This is a genomic window from Pseudomonas monsensis (assembly GCF_014268495.2).
Taxonomy (GTDB): domain Bacteria; phylum Pseudomonadota; class Gammaproteobacteria; order Pseudomonadales; family Pseudomonadaceae; genus Aquipseudomonas; species Aquipseudomonas monsensis.
Map to the genome: position 1 here is coordinate 1,418,129 of NZ_CP077087.1, position 19,700 is coordinate 1,437,828.

At 59.4% G+C, this 19,700-nt stretch carries 13 protein-coding genes and 1 pseudogene; 11 read left to right on the top strand and 3 right to left on the bottom strand.

Features of this window, described 5'->3' with window-relative positions:
* Nucleotides 1-35: 35 nt before the first annotated feature.
* The 4 genes from rnc to pdxJ all read left to right on the top strand — a co-directional run bounded on the left by rnc (nucleotide 36) and on the right by pdxJ (nucleotide 3,269).
* Nucleotides 36-725, top strand: coding sequence for a ribonuclease III (rnc, locus tag HV782_RS06030; protein WP_123464899.1), 690 nt, complete (start codon nucleotides 36-38; stop codon nucleotides 723-725).
* Nucleotides 718-1,620, top strand: coding sequence for a GTPase Era (era, locus tag HV782_RS06035; protein ID WP_064586098.1), 903 nt, complete (start codon nucleotides 718-720; stop codon nucleotides 1,618-1,620). Before rnc ends, era begins: the two co-directional genes overlap by 8 nt.
* 168 nt (nucleotides 1,621-1,788) lie before the next feature.
* A complete protein-coding gene (gene recO / locus HV782_RS06040) occupies nucleotides 1,789-2,478 on the top strand; it encodes a DNA repair protein RecO (RefSeq protein WP_123464903.1) in 690 nt (229 codons plus the stop codon).
* A gap of 47 nt (nucleotides 2,479-2,525) precedes the next feature.
* A complete protein-coding gene (gene pdxJ / locus HV782_RS06045) occupies nucleotides 2,526-3,269 on the top strand; it encodes a pyridoxine 5'-phosphate synthase (RefSeq protein ID WP_128613873.1) in 744 nt (247 codons plus the stop codon).
* Between the two features lie 64 nt (nucleotides 3,270-3,333).
* Here pdxJ and mltF read toward each other — a convergent pair whose 3' ends face one another.
* Nucleotides 3,334-4,794, bottom strand: a complete 1,461-nt coding sequence (gene mltF / locus HV782_RS06050) for a membrane-bound lytic murein transglycosylase MltF (protein ID WP_123464908.1) — start codon at nucleotides 4,792-4,794, stop codon at nucleotides 3,334-3,336.
* Between the two features lie 285 nt (nucleotides 4,795-5,079).
* Between mltF and purL the strand changes: the two genes are divergently transcribed.
* The 7 genes and pseudogenes from purL to HV782_RS06085 all read left to right on the top strand — a co-directional run bounded on the left by purL (nucleotide 5,080) and on the right by HV782_RS06085 (nucleotide 15,340).
* The gene (gene purL, locus HV782_RS06055; protein WP_186745465.1) at nucleotides 5,080-8,976 is read left to right on the top strand and encodes a phosphoribosylformylglycinamidine synthase; all 3,897 of its coding nucleotides are present in this window, start codon (nucleotides 5,080-5,082) and stop codon (nucleotides 8,974-8,976) included.
* 5 nt (nucleotides 8,977-8,981) lie between these two features.
* On the top strand, nucleotides 8,982-9,293 hold the full coding sequence (locus HV782_RS06060) for a YqfO family protein (RefSeq protein ID WP_186745462.1): 312 nt from the start codon (nucleotides 8,982-8,984) through the stop codon (nucleotides 9,291-9,293).
* Nucleotides 9,294-9,683: 390 nt separating this feature from the next.
* Nucleotides 9,684-10,772 (top strand): annotated as a pseudogene (locus HV782_RS06065) (autotransporter outer membrane beta-barrel domain-containing protein); the annotation flags it as partial.
* Nucleotides 10,773-11,061: 289 nt separating this feature from the next.
* Nucleotides 11,062-12,590, top strand: a protein-coding gene (locus HV782_RS06070; protein WP_225931082.1) for an IS3 family transposase whose coding sequence is annotated in 2 segments (ribosomal slippage) — nucleotides 11,062-11,503 and nucleotides 11,503-12,590 — 1,530 coding nt in all. Because the reading frame shifts where the segments join, the coding sequence is not laid out codon by codon here.
* A gap of 1,052 nt (nucleotides 12,591-13,642) precedes the next feature.
* Nucleotides 13,643-14,005 (top strand): DUF6124 family protein, encoded by a 363-nt coding sequence (locus HV782_RS06075; protein ID WP_186745017.1) that lies wholly within the window; start codon nucleotides 13,643-13,645, stop codon nucleotides 14,003-14,005.
* Nucleotides 14,006-14,265: 260 nt separating this feature from the next.
* Complete coding sequence (locus tag HV782_RS06080) at nucleotides 14,266-14,904, top strand: DUF6036 family nucleotidyltransferase (RefSeq protein WP_186745019.1); 639 nt, start codon at nucleotides 14,266-14,268, stop codon at nucleotides 14,902-14,904.
* Nucleotides 14,888-15,340, top strand: coding sequence for a hypothetical protein (locus HV782_RS06085; protein WP_128615569.1), 453 nt, complete (start codon nucleotides 14,888-14,890; stop codon nucleotides 15,338-15,340). Before HV782_RS06080 ends, HV782_RS06085 begins: the two co-directional genes overlap by 17 nt.
* Nucleotides 15,341-15,418: 78 nt before the next feature.
* Here the strand turns inward: HV782_RS06085 and nagE are convergent, their stop codons facing one another.
* Together nagE and ptsP are read right to left on the bottom strand one after the other, a co-directional pair.
* The gene (nagE, locus tag HV782_RS06090) at nucleotides 15,419-17,134 is read right to left on the bottom strand and encodes an N-acetylglucosamine-specific PTS transporter subunit IIBC (protein ID WP_186745021.1); all 1,716 of its coding nucleotides are present in this window, start codon (nucleotides 17,132-17,134) and stop codon (nucleotides 15,419-15,421) included.
* Nucleotides 17,135-17,169: 35 nt separating this feature from the next.
* On the bottom strand, nucleotides 17,170-19,683 hold the full coding sequence (gene ptsP, locus HV782_RS06095; RefSeq protein ID WP_186745023.1) for a phosphoenolpyruvate--protein phosphotransferase: 2,514 nt from the start codon (nucleotides 19,681-19,683) through the stop codon (nucleotides 17,170-17,172).
* Between the last annotated feature and the right edge of the window lie 17 nt (nucleotides 19,684-19,700).

Consider the following 19,700-nt stretch of genomic DNA (forward strand, 5'->3'; position numbering starts at 1 on the left):
GTGGAATCCAGCCACGAACTCAGCGTGGGTAAACCGTGAGCGTTTCTCTAAGCCGTCTCGAGCGCCAGCTCGGTTACACCTTCAAGGATCAGGAGCTGATGCTCCTGGCCCTCACGCACCGCAGCTTTGCCGGGCGTAACAACGAGCGCCTGGAATTCCTCGGCGATGCCATCCTTAATTTCGTCGCCGGCGAGGCGCTGTTCGATCGCTTCCCGCTGGCCCGCGAAGGCCAGTTGTCGCGTTTGCGCGCACGCCTGGTGAAAGGTGAGACGCTGGCCGTACTGGCGCGCGGTTTCGACCTTGGCGATTACTTGCGACTGGGATCCGGTGAGTTGAAAAGCGGCGGCTTCCGTCGCGAGTCGATTCTGGCCGATGCCCTCGAAGCCTTGATCGGTGCGATCTATCTCGACGCCGGCATGGAAATGGCGCGCGAACGCGTTCTGGCCTGGCTGGCTGGCGAGTTCGAAGGCCTGACGCTGGTCGACACCAACAAGGATCCCAAGACCCGCCTGCAGGAACATCTGCAATCGCGTGGTTGCGAACTGCCACGCTACGAAGTGGTGGATATCCAGGGTGAACCGCACTGCCGAACCTTCTTCGTCGAATGCGAAGTGGTCTTACTGAATGAAAAAAGCCGGGGTCAGGGTGTAAGCCGTCGCATTGCCGAACAGGTAGCGGCCGCCGCAGCACTGATTGCCCTGGGCGTGGAGAATGGCAATGACTGATACAAACGCAACTCGCTGTGGCTACGTTGCCATCGTCGGCCGTCCCAACGTCGGCAAGTCGACGCTGCTGAACCACATCCTCGGCCAGAAGCTGGCGATCACCTCGCGCAAGCCGCAGACCACCCGTCACAACATGCTCGGAATCAAGACCGAGGGTGACGTGCAGGCGATCTACGTCGACACCCCCGGCATGCACAAGGGGGGCGAAAAGGCCCTGAACCGCTACATGAACAAGACCGCTTCGGCGGCGTTGAAAGACGTCGACGTGGTGATCTTCGTGGTCGACCGCACCAAGTGGACCGAAGAAGACCAGATGGTCCTGGAGCGCGTGCAGTACGTGACCGGCCCGCTGATCGTTGCGCTGAACAAGACCGACCGCATCGAAGACAAGGCCGAGCTGATGCCGCACCTGTCGTGGTTGCAGGAACAGCTGCCGAACGCGCAGATCATCCCGATTTCCGCGCAGCACGGGCATAACCTCGAAGCGCTGGAAAAGGTCATTGCCGATCATCTGCCGGAGAACGATCACTTCTTCCCGGAAGACCAGATCACCGACCGCAGCAGCCGTTTCCTTGCCGCCGAACTGGTGCGCGAGAAAATCATGCGCCAGATGGGTGCCGAGCTGCCGTACCAGATCACCGTCGAGATCGAAGAGTTCAAGCAGCAGGGCAAAACCCTGCACATTCACGCGCTGATCCTCGTTGAGCGTGACGGGCAGAAGAAGATCATCATTGGCGACAAGGGCGAGCGCATCAAACGCATCGGCACCGAAGCGCGCAAGGACATGGAGCTGCTGTTCGACTCCAAGATCATGCTCAACCTGTGGGTCAAGGTGAAGGGCGGCTGGTCCGACGACGAGCGTGCACTGCGTTCGCTGGGTTACGGCGACCTGTAATCACCGATCCAGAGAACACCGATACCCACTGTGGGAGCGAGCTTGCTCGCGAAGAGGATGTAACATTCAGCATTGATGTTGACTGTCACACCGAATTCGCGAGCAAGCTCGCTCCCACATTGGTTTTTGGGGTGAATATAAAGCCGCGTTTTTATCAATGAGAACTCCATGTCCTCAACACCACCTCCCGCCCAACCCGCCTACGTCTTGCATTCTCGCGCCTACCGCGAAACCAGCGCCTTGGTGGATTTCCTCACGCCGCAAGGGCGGCTGCGGGCGGTGTTGCGCAGTGCACGGGGCAAGGCCGGGACGTTGGCGCGGCCGTTCGTGCCGCTGGAAGTGGAGTTTCGTGGCAAGGGTGAACTGAAGAATGTCGGGCGCATGGAAAGTGCCGGCAATGCGACCTGGATGGTCGGCGAGGCGCTGTTCAGCGGCCTCTATCTCAACGAATTGCTGATCCGTCTGCTGCCGGCTGAAGATCCGCACCCTGGCGTGTTCGATCATTACGCGGCGACCTTGTTGGCTCTGGCCGAGGGCCGACCGCTGGAGCCGTTGCTGCGCTCCTTCGAGTGGCGGTTGCTCGACGATCTCGGTTACGGCTTTGCCCTGAACACCGACATCCATGGCGAGTCTGTCGCGCCAGACGGTCTCTATCGTCTGCAAGTCGATGCTGGTCTTGAGCGAGTCTTTCTGTTGCAGCCAGGCCTGTTCAACGGCACCGAGCTGCTGGCCATGGCCGAAGCCGACTGGTCCGCCCCCGGCGCACTGTCTGCCGCCAAGCGCTTGATGCGTCAGGCACTGGCGGTGCATCTGGGCGGCCGTCCGCTCGTGAGCCGCGAACTGTTTCGCAAGCCCTGATCACCCCGTATGCTGTGCGCCGAATCTCTCATTTCAGGAGCGCACCCGTGACCACCAGCAATCGCATTCTTCTTGGCGTGAACATCGACCACGTCGCCACCCTGCGTCAGGCCCGTGGCACGCGCTACCCGGACCCGGTCAAGGCGGCACTGGACGCGGAAGAGGCGGGCGCCGACGGCATCACCGTGCACCTGCGCGAAGACCGCCGGCACATTCAGGAACGCGATGTCTTGCTGCTCAAGGACGTGCTGCAGACCCGCATGAACTTCGAAATGGGTGTCACCGAAGAAATGATGGCGTTCGCTGAGCGCATCCGCCCGGCGCATATTTGCCTGGTGCCGGAAACCCGTCAGGAGCTGACCACCGAAGGCGGTCTGGATGTAGCGGGGCAGGAGGAACGCATCAAGGCAGCGGTTGAGCGTCTGTCGAAGATGGGTAGCGAAGTGTCGCTGTTCATTGATGCCGACGAGCGTCAGATTGCCGCGTCGAAGCGCGTTGGCGCACCGGCAATCGAGCTGCACACCGGGCGTTATGCCGATGCCGAAACACCGACCGAGGTCGCTGAAGAATTGAAGCGGGTGGCGGACGGTGTGGCGTTTGGTCTGGCGCAGGGCCTGATCGTCAACGCCGGGCATGGCCTGCACTATCACAACGTTGAAGCCGTGGCAGCGATCAAGGGTATCAACGAACTGAACATCGGCCATGCGCTGGTGGCACATGCGTTGTTCGTCGGCTTCAAGTCCGCTGTGTCCGAGATGAAAGCGCTGATTCTGGCTGCCGCCAAGCACTAAGCAACCACACAAAACCCCTGTAGGCGCGAGCAGGCTCACGCCTACAATTGATTTGGGGTGTTGGTTAAAGCGGGGCAGGCTCTTGAGCCGGTTTGGATTTGTCGATCCCCGGCACGTGCAGATTGCCCTCGGCCACCTGATCGCCTTCAAGCTGCGGCTGGGTCACCCAGGTGAGGATGTCGTAGTAGCGGCGGATGTTCGCCACGAAATGCACTGGCTCGCCACCGCGGGCGTAACCGTAGCGGGTCTTGCTGTACCACTGCTTCTGCGACAGGCGCGGCAGGATCTTCTTCACATCCAGCCATTTATCCGGGTTCAACCCTTCCTTGGCCGTCAGTTTGCGTGCGTCATCGAGGTGACCGCTGCCAACGTTGTACGCCGCCAGTGCAAACCAGGTGCGGTCCGGTTCCTTGATCGAATCGTCGAGCTGATCCTTCATATACGCCAGGTACTTGGCGCCGCCCATGATGCTCTGCTTCGGATCGAGGCGGTTGGACACGCCCATCGCCTGCGCCGTGTTCTGGGTCAGCATCATCAACCCGCGCACACCGGTCTTGGACGTGACGGCCGGTTGCCACAGCGATTCCTGATAACCAATGGCCGCCAGCAGGCGCCAGTCGACTTTCTCTTTTTTCGCGTAGTTCTTGAAGTGTTGCTCGTACTTGGGCAAACGCTGCTGCAAGTGCTGGGCGAACGTGGTGGCGCCCATGTAGCCGAGGACATCGACGTGGCCGTAATAACGGTCTTTCAGGCGCTGCAGGGTGCCGTTCTTCTGCACCTTGTCGAGGTAGGCGTTGATCTCGTTGAGCAGGCTGTTGTCTTCGCCGGCGGCCACTGCCCAGCTCTGGCTGCGCGCGTCGCCGAGGTCGAAGGCCACGCGGATGTTGGTGAAGTACACCTGGTTCATCGCCACTTCATTGGAATCGACCAGGGTCAGGTCGATCTGACCTTCATCGACCATGCGCAACAGATCGACCACTTCCACCGCGTCGGATTCTTCGTACTCGATACCGGGAAATTTCTTTTTCAGTTCGGCCAGTTGTTCGGCGTGGGTGCTGCCTTTGAGCACCATGATCTTCTTGCCGACCAGATCGCCGGGATCGGTCGGCCGCGACTGGCCGTTGCGATAAATGATCTGCGGGGTGACTTCGAGGTAGGCGTGGGAGAACCGCACCTGCTTCTTGCGATCTTCACTGCTGACCAGGCCGGCCGCTGCCAGTACCGGGCCGTTCGGTTTACCGATCTGGTCGAACAAGTCGTCGAGGTTGTCGGCGGTCTCGATCTTCAGCTCGACCCCCAAATCGTCGGCGAAGCGCTTCACCAGCTCGTATTCGAAGCCGGTTTCACCGCTGCGATCCTGAAAGTAGGTGGCGGGGCTGTTACGGGTAATCACCCGCAGCACACCATCCTCCTTTACGCGCTCGAGTGTGTTGGGTTTATCAACACAACCACCGAGCATCAGGAAGAGTCCGGTTGCGATCAGCCATTTGGCGTACCGCGGACGCAAAGCCGTTGGGAAAAACATCTGCGCAGTATACGCAAACGGCTGCGGGCGCCATATCTCGACAGTGAAGGGCTTGTCTGCTAGAGATCACAAAACCGGACGAAACCCCGCAGAAATGGGGCTCAAGGGCATTTTGTTACAGTAAAAATAAGCCGGCGTTGCCCAGCCGATAAATCTGACTTCAAAGGCAGAAACACAGATTGATACCCGAGTGCAACCGTGCGTAGCGTTTCGGGTGATGTTGAGGGCGGTTTAGGCTAGAATGCACGGCCTCAAAGCACACCCCTTCCCGAGGCTGTCCCGAAGATGTTGATCCTGCGCGGCGCTCCTGCCCTTTCTGCCTTTCGCCACAGCAAACTCCTTGAGCAACTGAGCCAGAAGGTTCCAGCTGTCAGTGGCCTGTATGCTGAATTCGCTCACTTCGCCGAAGTCACCGGCGTCCTGACCGGCGACGAACAGCAGGTGCTTGCGCGCCTTCTGAAGTACGGTCCAAGCGTTCCGGTACAAGAGCCGACCGGCCGTCTGTTTCTGGTGTTGCCGCGTTTCGGCACCATCTCGCCATGGTCGAGCAAGGCCAGCGACATCGCCCGCAACTGCGGCCTGAGCAAGATCCAGCGCCTGGAGCGCGGCATCGCGTTCTACGTGGCCGGCCAGTTCAGCGACACCGAAGCGCAGCAGATTGCCGACGTGCTGCATGACCGCATGACCCAGATTGTCCTGGGCAATCTGGAACAGGCCGCCGGTCTGTTCAGCCACGCCGAACCGAAGCCGCTGACCGCGATCGACATCCTTGGTGGCGGCCGCGCCGCGCTGGAAAAGGCTAACACCGAGCTGGGCCTGGCCCTGGCCGAAGACGAGATCGACTATCTGGTCAACGCCTTCAACGGTCTCAAGCGCAACCCGCACGACATCGAACTGATGATGTTCGCTCAGGCCAACTCCGAGCACTGCCGCCACAAGATCTTCAACGCCAGTTGGGATATTGACGGCGAGAGCCAGGAAAAAAGCCTGTTCGGCATGATCAAGAACACCTATCAGATGCACAACGAAGGCGTGTTGTCTGCTTATAAGGACAACGCTTCGGTGATCGTCGGCAACGTCGCCGGCCGCTTCTTCCCGGATCCGGAAACCCGCCAGTACGGCGCGGTGCAGGAGCCGGTGCACATCCTGATGAAGGTTGAAACCCACAACCACCCGACTGCGATTGCCCCGTTCCCGGGCGCATCCACCGGTTCCGGTGGCGAGATCCGCGACGAAGGTGCAACCGGTCGCGGCGCCAAGCCAAAGGCCGGCCTGACCGGTTTCACCGTATCGAACTTGCAAATCCCGGGCTTCGAACAGCCGTGGGAAGTGCCGTACGGCAAGCCGGAGCGCATCGTTACCGCACTGGACATCATGATCGAGGGCCCGCTCGGCGGCGCCGCGTTCAACAACGAATTCGGCCGTCCGGCCCTGACCGGCTACTTCCGTACCTTCGAACAGTCGATCAGCACCCCGCACGGTGACGAGGTTCGCGGTTACCACAAGCCGATCATGTTGGCCGGCGGCATGGGCAACATCCGCGAAGAACACGTCAAGAAAGGCGAGATCGTGGTCGGCTCCAAGCTGATCGTGCTCGGCGGCCCGGCGATGCTCATCGGTCTGGGTGGCGGCGCCGCTTCTTCCATGGCCACTGGCACCAGCTCGGCAGATCTGGACTTCGCTTCCGTACAGCGTGAAAACCCTGAAATGGAGCGTCGCTGCCAGGAAGTCATCGACCGTTGCTGGCAGCTGGGCGACAAGAACCCGATCAGCTTCATCCACGACGTGGGTGCGGGCGGTCTGTCCAACGCCTTCCCGGAACTGGTCAACGACGGCGACCGCGGTGGCCGTTTCGAACTGCGCAACATTCCAAACGACGAGCCGGGCATGGCCCCGCACGAAATCTGGTCCAACGAATCCCAGGAGCGTTACGTTCTGGCGGTCGGCCCTGAAGACTTCGAGCGCTTCCAGGCGATCTGCGAACGCGAGCGCTGCCCGTTTGCAGTAGTCGGTGAAGCCACCGCCGAACCGCAACTGACCGTGACCGACAGCCACTTCGGCAACAACCCGGTGGACATGCCACTGGAAGTGTTGCTGGGCAAAGCCCCGCGCATGCACCGTTCGGTGGTTCGTGAAGCAGAACTAGGCGATGACTTCGATCCGTCGAACCTCGACATCACCGAGTCCATCGAACGCGTTCTGCATCACCCGGCCGTGGCGAGCAAGAGCTTCCTGATCACCATCGGCGACCGCACGATCACCGGCCTCGTGGCCCGTGACCAGATGGTTGGCCCATGGCAGGTTCCGGTGGCCGACGTTGCGGTCACCGCCACCAGCTTCGACGTCTACACCGGTGAAGCGATGGCGATGGGCGAGCGTACTCCGCTGGCTCTGCTGGACGCTCCGGCGTCGGGCCGCATGGCCATCGGCGAAACCCTGACCAACATTGCCGCTTCGCGCATCAACAAGATCTCCGACATCAAACTGTCGGCGAACTGGATGTCCGCTGCCGGTCACCCGGGCGAAGACGCACGTCTGTACGACACCGTGAAAGCGGTCGGCATGGAACTGTGCCCTGAGCTGGGCATCACCATCCCGGTGGGCAAGGACTCGATGTCCATGGCCACCCGCTGGAACGACAACGGCGAAGAAAAAACCGTGACCTCGCCGATGTCGCTGATCGTGACCGGTTTCGCGCCAGTGGCTGACATTCGTCAGACCCTGACCCCGGAACTGCGCATGGACAAGGGCACCACCGACCTGATCCTGATCGACCTCGGTCGCGGCCAGAACCGTATGGGCGCCTCGATCCTTGCGCAGGTTCACGGCAAGCTTGGCAAACACGCGCCGGACGTCGATGACGCCGAAGACCTGAAAGCCTTCTTCGCGGTGATCCAGGGCCTCAACGCCGACGGTCACTTGCTGGCTTACCACGACCGTTCCGACGGTGGTCTGCTGACTTCCGTGGTGGAAATGGCCTTTGCCGGCCACTGCGGTCTGAGCCTGAACCTCGACAGCGTTGCCGAGTCCTCGGCAGAAATCGCTGCGATCCTGTTCAACGAAGAACTGGGCGCCGTGATCCAGGTTCGTCAGGACGCAACGCCAGACATCCTCGCGCAATTCAGCGCGGCCGGTCTGGGCGACTGCGTGTCGGTGATCGGTCAGCCGATGAACAATGGCCAGATCAATATCACCTTCAACGGTGACACCGTGTTCGAAGGCCAGCGTCGTCTGCTGCAACGTCAGTGGGCCGAGACCAGCTACCAGATCCAGCGTCTGCGTGACAACGCCGACTGCGCCGAGCAAGAATTCGACGTGCTGCTGGAAGAAGACAACCCGGGCCTGAGCGTCAAGCTGAGCTACGACGTCAACCAGGACATCGCCGCGCCTTACATCAAGAAAGGCATCCGCCCACAGGTGGCCGTGCTGCGTGAGCAGGGCGTCAACGGTCAGGTGGAAATGGCCGCCGCGTTCGATCGCGCCGGTTTCAACGCGATCGACGTGCACATGAGCGACATTCTTGCTGGCCGTGTCGACCTGAACGAGTTCAAAGGTCTGGTGGCCTGCGGTGGTTTCTCCTACGGCGACGTGCTCGGCGCCGGTGAAGGCTGGGCCAAATCGGCACTGTTCAACAGCCGCGCCCGCGATGCGTTCCAGGGCTTCTTCGAGCGTAACGACAGCTTCACCCTCGGCGTGTGCAACGGTTGCCAGATGATGTCCAACCTGCACGAGCTGATTCCGGGCAGCGAGTTCTGGCCGCACTTTGTGCGCAACCGCTCCGAGCAGTTCGAAGCCCGCGTGGCGATGGTGCAGATCCAGGAATCGAACTCGATCTTCCTGCAGGGCATGGCCGGCTCGCGTATGCCGATCGCCATCGCTCACGGTGAAGGGCATGCCGAGTTCTCCAGCGAAGAAGCACTGCTGGAAGCTGATCTGTCGGGTTGCGTGGCGATGCGTTTCGTCGACAACCACGGCAAGGTCACCGAAGCCTACCCGGCCAACCCGAACGGTTCGCCGCGCGGGATCACCGGCCTCACCAGCCGCGACGGTCGCGTGACGATCATGATGCCGCACCCGGAGCGTGTGTTCCGCGCGGTGCAGAACTCGTGGCGTTCGGAAGACTGGACCGAGGATGCTCCTTGGATGCGCATGTTCCGTAACGCGCGCGTCTGGGTGAACTAAGGCCTGTGTACAAGCTGGCGTTTTTTGTTCCTGACAGTCATGTCGAGGTGGTCAAAGGGGCTGTGTTCGCTGCCGGTGGTGGGCGGATCGGTGACTATGACCACTGTGCTTGGCAGGTGCTTGGGTCTGGCCAGTTTCGACCGTTGGACGGCAGTCAGCCGTTCATTGGCGAGGCGGGGCATATTGAGCGGGTTGAGGAATGGAAGGTTGAGCTTGTGGTGGCGGATGAGTTGATCGTGGCTGTTGTGGCGGCGTTGAAGCTCAGTCATCCGTACGAGACGCCGGCTTATGAGGTGTGGCGGCTGGAAGATTTCTGAGTCTTTGGCCGCTGATAAAAGAACCGCTGAAAGTGATTTCAGCGGTTTTTTTTTGCCTGCTTTTTGCTGGTAATGCCAAAGCGCTATATAGGATGATCGAGTCATAACGACAAAAGGATTTCTCGCATGTTTCTTACCCGTCATCGTTTCACCGTATGTATGGCCTCGGTTGTTGCCGGAGGTTTTTTCAATCAAGTCAGAGCGGCAGAGACGATCAGCGATGCCTTCAATCGCGTGGACGTTCCTCATAAGCTGGACCTTAGTCGTTATGCTCGAACTGCGAACGGTATCCATGCCGCTGAAAGTATCCAAACGATAAGCCCTGCACTCGATTTCGACCCGATCTTCGGGCCTCCAGGGTCTGGATTTCCGGTCAATGGGGATAAGTCCAACGTCCTTTATAACGCTGTCATGACGATCTCTCAAGGTGCTGCAGGCATTAGTGCAGCCATCGAAAGTCTCGCTGCTGGCAGCAATGCCAATTTGAGCAGCGCCACACTGGCCGCCAGTTCGTCGGTAATGACCAGCATGCGTACAGCGATGCAGCAAATGGGCAGCGATAGCGGCTTGCGGGTGGGGCTTGATTCATCGCAGACCCCAGTTCTGGCGGCCACTGACGTTGCGAACACTGTTCGCAATCTGAACGATCCAAGCGCACCGGGCCGCGTATGGCTGCAAGGCATTGGCAGCTACGGCAAGCTCGACGGCGAACAGGGCAATTCCAGTTTTGAGCAACGAACGGCTGGCACTGTGCTGGGCGTGGATTGGTCGCTTTCGCCCGAATGGCGCATGGGCGTACTCGGTGGTTATTCTAAGACTGACCTCGACAGCCATAACTTCGAGGGCACGCTGCACAGTTGGCATGTCGGCGCGTACGCCATGCGCCAGGATGGGCCTCTGGCGTTACGCCTGGGGGCGGCTTACAGCGGCCATGACGGAGATAATAAGCGAACGGTTGAATTCGAAGGCTTCAGCGACCGGCCAAAAGGCAACTACGATGCCGACAGCCAACAAGCCTTTTCGGAACTGGGCTATTTGTTGGGCAGTGGCCGGCTCAACGTCGAGCCATTCGCCAATCTGGGGTACCAGCGTTATCACCGCGAAGGGTTCACTGAAAAAGGCGGCTTGGCCGCGTTGGCCGTGGACTCCCAGACCCAGGATAACTTCAGCAGCACGTTCGGCGTGCGACTGGCGCAGCTTAATCAGTTGCAGAACGGTATCAGCGTAACGCCGAGGGGTAGCCTTGGCTGGCGCCACACTTACGGCGACGTAGAAAGTGAAACCCGTCAGGCCTTTGTTTTGGGTGGCTCCGGGTTCAATGTCCAGGGCAGTGCTTTGGATCGCGACAGCCTGATAGTCGGGGCAGGTGTGGACGTCGGGATCTCTGCACGCCAAACCCTGAGTATTGGTTACAACGCCGAGGTGGGTAGCAATAGTCGTAATCAAGCGTTGACCGGGCAGTGGCAGATGAGTTTCTAGAGGCAAAATGTAAACCCGCGGAAAGCAAATTCTGCGGGTTTTTTGTTGGCCACGATTTGAGGGGTTAACTCATTTAACTGTGGGAGTTGGCTTGCCGGCGATGGCGCCCTTATAGGCGACCATGCTCTTGTTGACTGAGTGAATATCCATTTTTTTGGGTGCTGCGGCTGGCGGTTTCGCCCTTACGGCGACTCACTTTTTTACAAGCGCCCTCCGTGTCAGGCTACCTGTCGCCCTTATTGATTGACTCAAATAATCAAGAGGGCGAAGGTGAATAACCATGTCCAAAATGGGCAAACGCTACGACAACGACTTCAAAGATTGGGTCGTTCTGCAAATGATGCCGCCCCTCAATCGATCAGTGGCGGAACTTGCCGCTGCACTCAATCTCACGCCACAGTCACTGCGAAACTGGAGACAAATGGCTAGAGATAAAGGCTTGATCGTTCCGGGAAACGGCAAGACCAGTGACCAATGGTCTAGCGCCGATAAATTCAATGCCGTCATGGAAACCGCGCCGTTGAGCGAGGTCGAGATCTCTCAATACTGCCGAATCAAAGGCATTTACCCTGAGCAAATCCAACAGTGGCGAGTGGCATGCCAAAACGCTAATCCCGTTGTTGATCTCACCTCTCGAACTTCAAAAACGGCCGAGCAACGGCGCATCAAAATACTTGAGCGCCAACTGATTCAGTCTGATGCCAGTCGTGCAGAGGCGGTGGCGTTGCTGGAGCTCAGAAAAAAAGCCAATGCGATCTGGGGCAAGGACAAGGAAGACTGATCAACGCCTCTGATCGTACGCAAGCCATGAAGTTGATTGCCGACGCAGTGCTGAATGGCGCTCGTCGATATCGCGCTTGCAATGAACTGGGTCTGAGCCTGCGCACAGTTCAACGCTGGCAACACACTGAATGTGACGGGCGACAGCTGGCTCAACGTGCAGCTCCGGCTAACAAGCTCAATGATACGGAGCGTCAAGCGGTGCTGGATGCTGCCAATCAGGCTGGCTACGCCAGCCTGACCCCGCACCAAATCGTGCCTAAGCTGGCTGATGAAGGCATTTATCTAGCTTCGGAATCGACGTTTTATCGTGTGTTGAAAGCCGCCAATCAAAACGTCCGTCGCGGCCGGGCCAAAGCCCCAAAACGAAGAGTACTGACGACGCATCGCGCTGATGGCCCCAATCAGGTGTGGTGCTGGGATATCACCTGGTTGCCGAGCACAGTGAAGGGCCGTTTTTTCTACTGGTACATGGTCAAGGACGTCTACAGTCGCAAACTGGTCGCCAATGAAGTCCACGAAGTGGAGAGCGCCGAACACGCCTGTGAACTGCTCAGAAAGGGATGTTTACGCGAACAGACGGCAGGTCGTCCGCTGGTGTTGCACTCAGATAACGGACACGTGATGAGAGGTTCTTTGCTGCGTGAAAGCATGGTCGCGCTGGGCGTAGAGCCTTCTTTTAGTCGGCCAAGGGTGAGCAATGACAATGCTTACGCCGAAGCACTTTTTCGCACCGCAAAGTATTGCCCGCTTTGGCCGGATCAACCATTTGATACGGTCACTGATGCAAGGCTTTGGGTGCAGAATTTCATCGATTGGTACAACGAAGATCACCGCCACAGTGCCCTGAAATACGTCACGCCAAACCAACGGCACGAGGGCAAAGCAACCGCCCTATTACAAGCCAGGGCAGAGCTTTATGAGGATGCCAGGCGAACTAACCCAAGCCGGTGGAGCACTCGCACACGCAACTGGAAGCTGGCAGATGCCGTTTACTTAAATCCTGAGCGCCCTGAAATTAAGGGCGCAATGGACTAGCAACCGTAAGACCAAGGCGACAGTTACCTTGACACGTACCGAGCGCCTAAAAAAGTAAGCAAAAAACGCTTGCCCCAACGTTCGGCCCACTCGCTAAAGCTCGGGGTTCCTTCGCTCCGGGATTGATCCGGGCGCATCGCCTCCGGTTTGCTTCGCTGCACCTCCTCTCGATGTGTTCGACTTCGTCGAACGGTCGCTGCGCTCCCACCCCCGGATCAATCCCTCCACTCAGCCTGCCGACGGGGCCGGTGGATCAAGATCAAGAGCAGGCGAGCTGACACTCGGCCTATTGAGTGGTGAAGAGCGGGTGTTCGGCGTTGGTTTTGTGGTGGATTCGCCCCTCATCGGAACGCCGCCCGCCCAGCCCTCTCCCGAGGGAGAGGGGGCCGATTTCTGGGCTTTTCAGAATCTGAATTCGACTCGGTATTTCACGTCGGCGTACATCCACCAAACACCTCGGTCAGTCCCTTCTCCTCTGGGTGAGGGGGGGGAGGGGCTTTTGATCTGTTTCAGAATCTGAATTCGACTCGGTATTTCACGTCGGCGTACATCCACCAAACACCTCGGTCAGTCCCTTCTCCTCTGGGTGAGGGGAGGGTGAGGGGCTTTTGATCTGTTTCAGAATCTGAATTCGACTCGGTATTTCACGTCGGCGTACATCCACCAAACACCTCGGTCAGTCCCCTCTCCCTCTGGGAGAGGGTTAGGGTGAGGGTTTGTTTTTGGTTGTTTAATGATGTGTCGAATAACCAGAACGTTCCCACAAGGTTTTCAGGTTGTCCGTCGGACGCCCGCTCTCTAGGCTTTGTCTGTCGCTGCCAATTCAGCGACCGGGCGTGAGATCCCCGGAATGCTTGCAACTAGCGCCAACACCACGATAATTGGCGCCAGCTCAATCTGCTGCCTGTTTTATGGCGGCTGTGTGCGGGCAGACTTCGGTCTGGCCGGTTGCCTGCTCCGGTGGATCTCACCCTGCACATAGCTGCCACCTCTTCGCCGCGTGAGATCCGGCGAACGATGGCATCCCCACTTGCAGTAGCAGGAGTTGAACTTTGGACAAACTGATCCCCGACCCACCCCACGAAACCACCACCCCACTCGAAGAAGCCCTCCGCGCCGAAGACCAGGCCCGAAACCGCGAAGCCATCAAGCGCGCCCTCGACTTCTACCTGTGCCCCGAACCCGCAAAGCCCTGCCGACCGAGCACCATGTTCATGGTCCGCCCAGAGGTCGACACCGAAAGCCTGCTCGCCCACGCCTGCGAATCGTTAGCCTCGGCAAGCACCGCCGCCAGCAACTTCGCCAATGAGCTAAGCGGTTCGCAGCGCAGCACGGTATTAGGCATCCAGCAAATCGTCATGCTCGCCGAACTGGCGGTAAACCGAGCGCTGGATCGAGTCGACCCACAAACCTGACGTCCGCGTCATCGTTCATCGCCAGCAGGCTGGCTCCCACAATTGAAACGCACTCCCTTGTGGGAGCTGGCTTGCCAGCGATGAGGCATTAACAGGCGTCAGACGAGCTTCAGAGCGCAATCAAACCGGGGAATTTTCCTACCACTCTTTCAGGTTGTCCCTCGGAAGTCGCATCCATACCTTGATCTGTCTCTGGCAAACAGCGAGCAGGGCAACAAGTTGCGTCGCTTTAGCCATCGACATGACTCTGAGGTTCAAAAATGGAATTGCTGCCCGTAGTCACTCCCCGTATCAACACGAATACTGCATTGGGGAAGGCATTGGTTTCGATGTTCAAATCAGTCGAAGCAGAATTGGCGCAGGAAAATGCCGATCCGGGGGCAGTCAAAATCATCGTCTTTGGTGGTTGCGCCGTACATCTCTACACAAATCATCGTATTTCCATGGATGTCGATGCGGAGATTTATGAAGCTTGCCTTCCGCCAGGGTTCGACCTTCAAGCGCTTCTTGCTCAAGTTCCGGAGCCTTTTATCGACGAACGCTCCGCTCGAGTGATGGAGCTGAACTACGACCTTCAATACAACACTAGTTTTGGCCCGATCCATGAAGACTACTGGGTGCGAAGTATTCCCATGACTGAGTTTCCGGAGACGTCCCCGCTCCAGATTCACATCGCTGCTCCGGTGGGTATTGCAATTACAAAACTTGGCAGGGCTACCGATCACGACGTTGCGGACATCAAGGCGCTTCTTAGAGCCGGTTTCATTCTGACGAGTGATTTCCGGCGTCTGGCATTGCAAGCAATTGATGTATATGTTGGCAACAAAGAGCAACCTGCCTCAGTGCTCTTCAATATCTTGCAGGACTACCTGGAGGAACCAGATGTCGAACTCTCTTGATGATCATGTCCTTTCTTCGGCATTGGATACGTTGGTCAGAAGACCGCTGGATCAAGCGGATGGGACGGCGCTGGTCGATGCAGCCAAAGAGGTCTGGTACTCAAAATCCGATCTTGAGAGTGAGATATCAACATTTCTCAAGTTTCACAGCGATGAAGTCGAGCTGCGGCGAGCGGCTTATCTGCTGGAGCGATTTACGCGTTTCGCATGTGTATCGGATAGTCGCGTGTTGGAAACGCTCCATGCACTCGAGCTTTTCAACGCCAAAACACCCAAGCAACACGTCGTTTCTCAACCAGCTGTTTTATTACGCAATCGCCGCGACGAGTTGGCGGTTGCTTGGGGGTTGACGGAAAGTCTGGGTTTGAAGATTCAGGCGCTCATGCCGTACCAGACTCGGCATTACGAGGCGGAACAGCGCGCAAGAATGCCCTGAACTTGAGCAGCATGAAAAAACCCGGCCAACGCCGGGTTTTTTGTATCAGTTGTTTCGAGTAGAGCCTGATGTAAAGGCTCAGACCTTGGCACTGACCTCGCTGCGATTGACCAACGCCTCCAGCGCTCCACTCAAACTCGCCGCCTTATCCCCCACCAGCAAATGCCAAACCCCACCCTCCAACTGGCTGACACCCTGACAACCCAGCTCTTTCAGCTGCGCCTCGGACAACGCCTTGCCATCCGCCAACAGCAAGCGAATCCGGCTCATGGCAATGCAATCCAGTTGCAGCACGTTGTCGCCACCACCCAGCGCATTCAGCCATTGCTGAGCTTCGGTGCCTGCGACCACAACCGCTTTCGGCTCTTCGACAACCGCAACAGGTTCAGCAAGAACCGCACGCCCCAAGGCCGGCATCGCCAAGCGAATCTCATCAGCAATGCTGTCGGCCAGCGGACCGACCACCACCTGCAAACTGCCACCCTTGCCCGGACGCACAACGGCCATCGCACCCAATGCTTTCAGGGCTGCATCGGACGCCTTGTTGCGATCCACCATTTCCAGTCGTAACCGTGTAGTGCAGGCACCGACAGTCACAAGGTTGTCTGCACCACCGAGTGCCTTGATGTAAGCCCCGGCGCGTTCGTTTTCCGCGAAAACCGCTTTTTCAGCCGTCGCCACATCCTCACGACCCGGCGTCTTCAAATTGAAGCGACGAATGCAGAAATCAAACACCGCGTAATACACCACGGCGTAAGCCAGCCCGACTGGAATCACCAACCAGCCATTGGTCGAGCGCCCCCAACCCAGCACCATGTCGATGAAGCCGCCAGAGAAGGTAAAACCCAAATGGATGTTCAGCGCATTGGTGATCGCCATCGACAACCCGGTCAGCAGCGCATGTAGCAGATACAGCAGTGGCGCCAAAAACATGAAGGCGAATTCAATCGGTTCGGTCACCCCGGTCAGGAATGATGTCAGCGCCATCGACAGGAAGATCCCGCCCATGACCTTGCGCCGCTCCGGCAGGGCGTTGCGGTACATCGCCAGACACGCGGCGGGCAGGCCGAAGATCATCATCGGGAACATGCCGGTCATGAACTGGCCGCCCTTCGGGTCGCCGGCGAAGTAGCGCGACAGGTCACCCGTCACCAGAGCACCGGTCGTTGGATCGGTGAAGTTGCCGAACACGAACCACGCCATGTTGTTGAGGATGTGGTGCAGGCCAGTAACGATCAGCAGGCGGTTGAACACGCCAAACACGAACGCGCCGATACTGCCGCTTTCCATCATCAGGCTGCCGAAGCTGTTGATGCCGTGCTGGATCGGCGGCCAGATGTAGCCGAACACCACGCCCAAACCGACGGCGGCGAAGCCAGTGACAATCGGCACAAACCGCCGGCCACCGAAGAATGCCAGGTATTCCGGCAGCTTGATGTCCTTGAAGCGGTTGTACAGCGCGCCGGCCATCAGGCCGCTGACGATCCCGGCGAGCATGCCCATGTTGATACTCGCGTCGAGCACCTTGAGCGTGGAGATCATTACCAGATAACCGATCACCCCGGCCAGGCCGGCGGTGCCGTTGTTGTCCTTGGCGAAACCGACGGCGATGCCGATGGCGAAGATCATCGCCAGGTTGGCGAAGATCACCTGACCGGCGTCGTGGATGATCGCGATGTTCAGCAGGTCGGTGTCACCCAGACGCAGCAGCAGGCCGGCGATCGGCAGGATCGCGATCGGCAGCATCAGCGCACGGCCGAGGCGCTGCAGGCCTTCGATGAAGAGTTGATACATGGTGCTTCTCCCTGCTCTTTATAGAGAGCTTGTTGTTAGTGCAGAGGCCAATGCTGGTGGCAGGCGTGACGCACCGCAGCGGCGCTGTTCAGTTTGAGCAGGTCATGGCTGAGGCGTTGGCATTCGGCCTCGTGCAACTGGCGCACGCGGTCCTTGATTTCACCGATCTGCACCGGGCTGACCGACAGTTCCGTCACGCCCAGGCCGATCAGTACCGGCGTCGCGAGCGGGTCGGAGGCGAGGGCGCCGCACACGCCGACCCAGCGCTTGTGCACTGCCGCGCCTGCGCAGGTCATGGCGATCAGGCGCAGCAGCGCCGGGTGTAAGGCATCGACCCGGGCGGCGAGGCCGGCATGGTCGCGGTCCATGGCCAGGGTGTATTGCGACAGATCGTTGGTGCCGATCGAGAGGAAGTCGGCATGTTCGGCGAGTTGTTCGGCTTGCAGCGCGGCGGCGGGGACTTCGATCATCACGCCGATTTCCGGGCGCTGGCTGATGTTCAGTTCCAGGCACAACGCATCGACGCGCTCACGAATGTGCAGCAGTTCGTCGACTTCGGTGACCATCGGCAGCAGGATCCGGCAGCGGCGCAGCGGGCTGACTTGCAGCAGTGCGCGCAGTTGCTGATCGAGGATTTCCGGGCGCGCCTGAGCCAGACGAATGCCACGCAGGCCGAGCACCGGGTTGGCTTCAATTGGCAACGGCAGGTAGTCGAGTTGCTTGTCGCCGCCGACGTCGATGGTGCGGATGATCACCGAGTGTTCGCCCATCGCATCCAATACGCCTTGATAGGCCGCACGCTGTTCTTCGACATCCGGCGCGGTCTGACGATCGACGAACAAAAACTCAGTCCGCAGCAGGCCGACGCCATCGGCGCCGTTTGCAAAGGCATCTGCCGCTTCACCGCTGGAGGCGACATTGGCGACGACTTCGATGTGCACGCCATTGCGGGTTTCGGCAGGCAGGTTAGCCTTGGCTTGTTGCGCGTCGCGACGTTGTTGGCGGTCGATCTGCGCCTGCTGAACTGCAGCCAAGCGTTCAGCGTTGGGGGACAGTTCCAGACGACCACCGTCGGCATCAAGCACGACCGGTTGACCTTGCGGCTGATCAAGCAGTGCCGAACCCAGAGCCACCATGCACGGCAAACCTTTGCCGCGAGCCAGAATCGCCACGTGCGACGTCGCGCCGCCTGCGGCCATGCACAAACCGGCAACACCCTGGGCGCTGAGTTGCAGCAGATCCGACGGCGTCAGTTCATGCGCAGCGACGATGGCGCCGGCCGGCACCTCGTAATGCCAGGCTTCGCCGAGCAGCGCGCGCAGCACGCGTTGCTTGAGGTCGCGCAGGTCATTGGCTCGTTCGGCCAGCAGCGCGCTGCCGGTGCGTTGCAGCACCTCGCACTGGGCATCGATCGACTGGCTCCAGGCGTGAGTCGCCGCTGCGCCTTGAACGATGGAATGCTGTGCAGCGTCGAGCAGGGCCGGGTCTTCGAGCAGCGCCAGATGCGCGGCGAAGATCGCCTCTTCGTCGACATTCTTGTGTTTTTTCGCTTGCGCGAGGGTGGCGTCGATTTCGCTGCGCACCTGATTCAGCGCCGCGTCGAGCACCTGCTGTTGCTGCAGCGGATCATGATTGCCCGCATCCGCCGGCAAACTGATCGTGTTCAGGCGAAACAGCGGCCCTGCGACCAGTCCCGGCGCAGCACATACACCGTGCAACACGCCAGCCTCGGGCGGGCGCTTAAGAGTGGCAACACTGACCGGCGCCGCCGCGTGATGATCATCCGGCAGCGCCGTGGCCAAGGCGCTGAGCAACGCTTGCAACGCCGCTTCGGCATCCGGCCCCTGACAACTGACGTGCACTTCGTCCTGTTCGCCAACCGCCAGGCCCATCAAACCGATCAGGCTGTTGCACGGAGCCGATTTGCCGGCGAAGTGCAACTGCGAGTGGCTTTTGAAACCTTGCGCAGTCTGCCGAATCAGCGCGGCCGGGCGTGCATGCAAACCGCCACGATGCGCCACCGACACCTGCCCATGCACCTCAGTCCCGCCAGGTTCTTCAACATTCGCTGCCGCACTGTTGCGTGCAATGATGTGCAGCAACGGGTCGCCGACCTTCACCGCTTTGAGGGTGATCGGGCGAACCTCGAAGTCTTGACTGTTGGTCAGGATCAACAGGCTGACCAGGCTTTTGCATTGCTGGCCGACCTTGTCCAGGTCGTAGCGCAACAACGGCTGCCCCTTGCTGACACGGGTGCCGTCCTTGACCAGCATCGAGAAGCCTTCGCCGTTCAGTTCAACGGTGTCGAGGCCCAGGTGCAGAAGGATTTCCGCGCCGTTGTCGGCGCGTACTGTCAACGCGTGCCCGGTGCGCGCGACGTGGATGATCAGCCCGGCGCACGGCGAATACAGAGTGTCGTTCAACGGGTCGATGGCGATGCCGTCACCCATCGCGCCACTGGCGAATACCGCGTCCGGGACTTTGGCGAGCGTGAGCACCGGGCCGCTGAGCGGGGCGCTGAGGGTCAGCTCTTTATTGTTGTTGTGCATGGCTCGGTCTCATCAGG

Coding starts and splice junctions, on each gene's coding strand:
- recO (WP_123464903.1), top strand. CDS start 1,789: ATGTCCTCAACACCACCTCCCGCCCAACCCGCCTACGTCTTGCATTCT.
- purL (WP_186745465.1), top strand. CDS start 5,080: ATGTTGATCCTGCGCGGCGCTCCTGCCCTTTCTGCCTTTCGCCACAGC.
- HV782_RS06085 (WP_128615569.1), top strand. CDS start 14,888: ATGTCGAACTCTCTTGATGATCATGTCCTTTCTTCGGCATTGGATACG.
- ptsP (WP_186745023.1), bottom strand. CDS start 19,683: ATGCACAACAACAATAAAGAGCTGACCCTCAGCGCCCCGCTCAGCGGC.
- HV782_RS06080 (WP_186745019.1), top strand. CDS start 14,266: ATGGAATTGCTGCCCGTAGTCACTCCCCGTATCAACACGAATACTGCA.
- mltF (WP_123464908.1), bottom strand. CDS start 4,794: ATGTTTTTCCCAACGGCTTTGCGTCCGCGGTACGCCAAATGGCTGATC.
- nagE (WP_186745021.1), bottom strand. CDS start 17,134: ATGTATCAACTCTTCATCGAAGGCCTGCAGCGCCTCGGCCGTGCGCTG.
- era (WP_064586098.1), top strand. CDS start 718: ATGACTGATACAAACGCAACTCGCTGTGGCTACGTTGCCATCGTCGGC.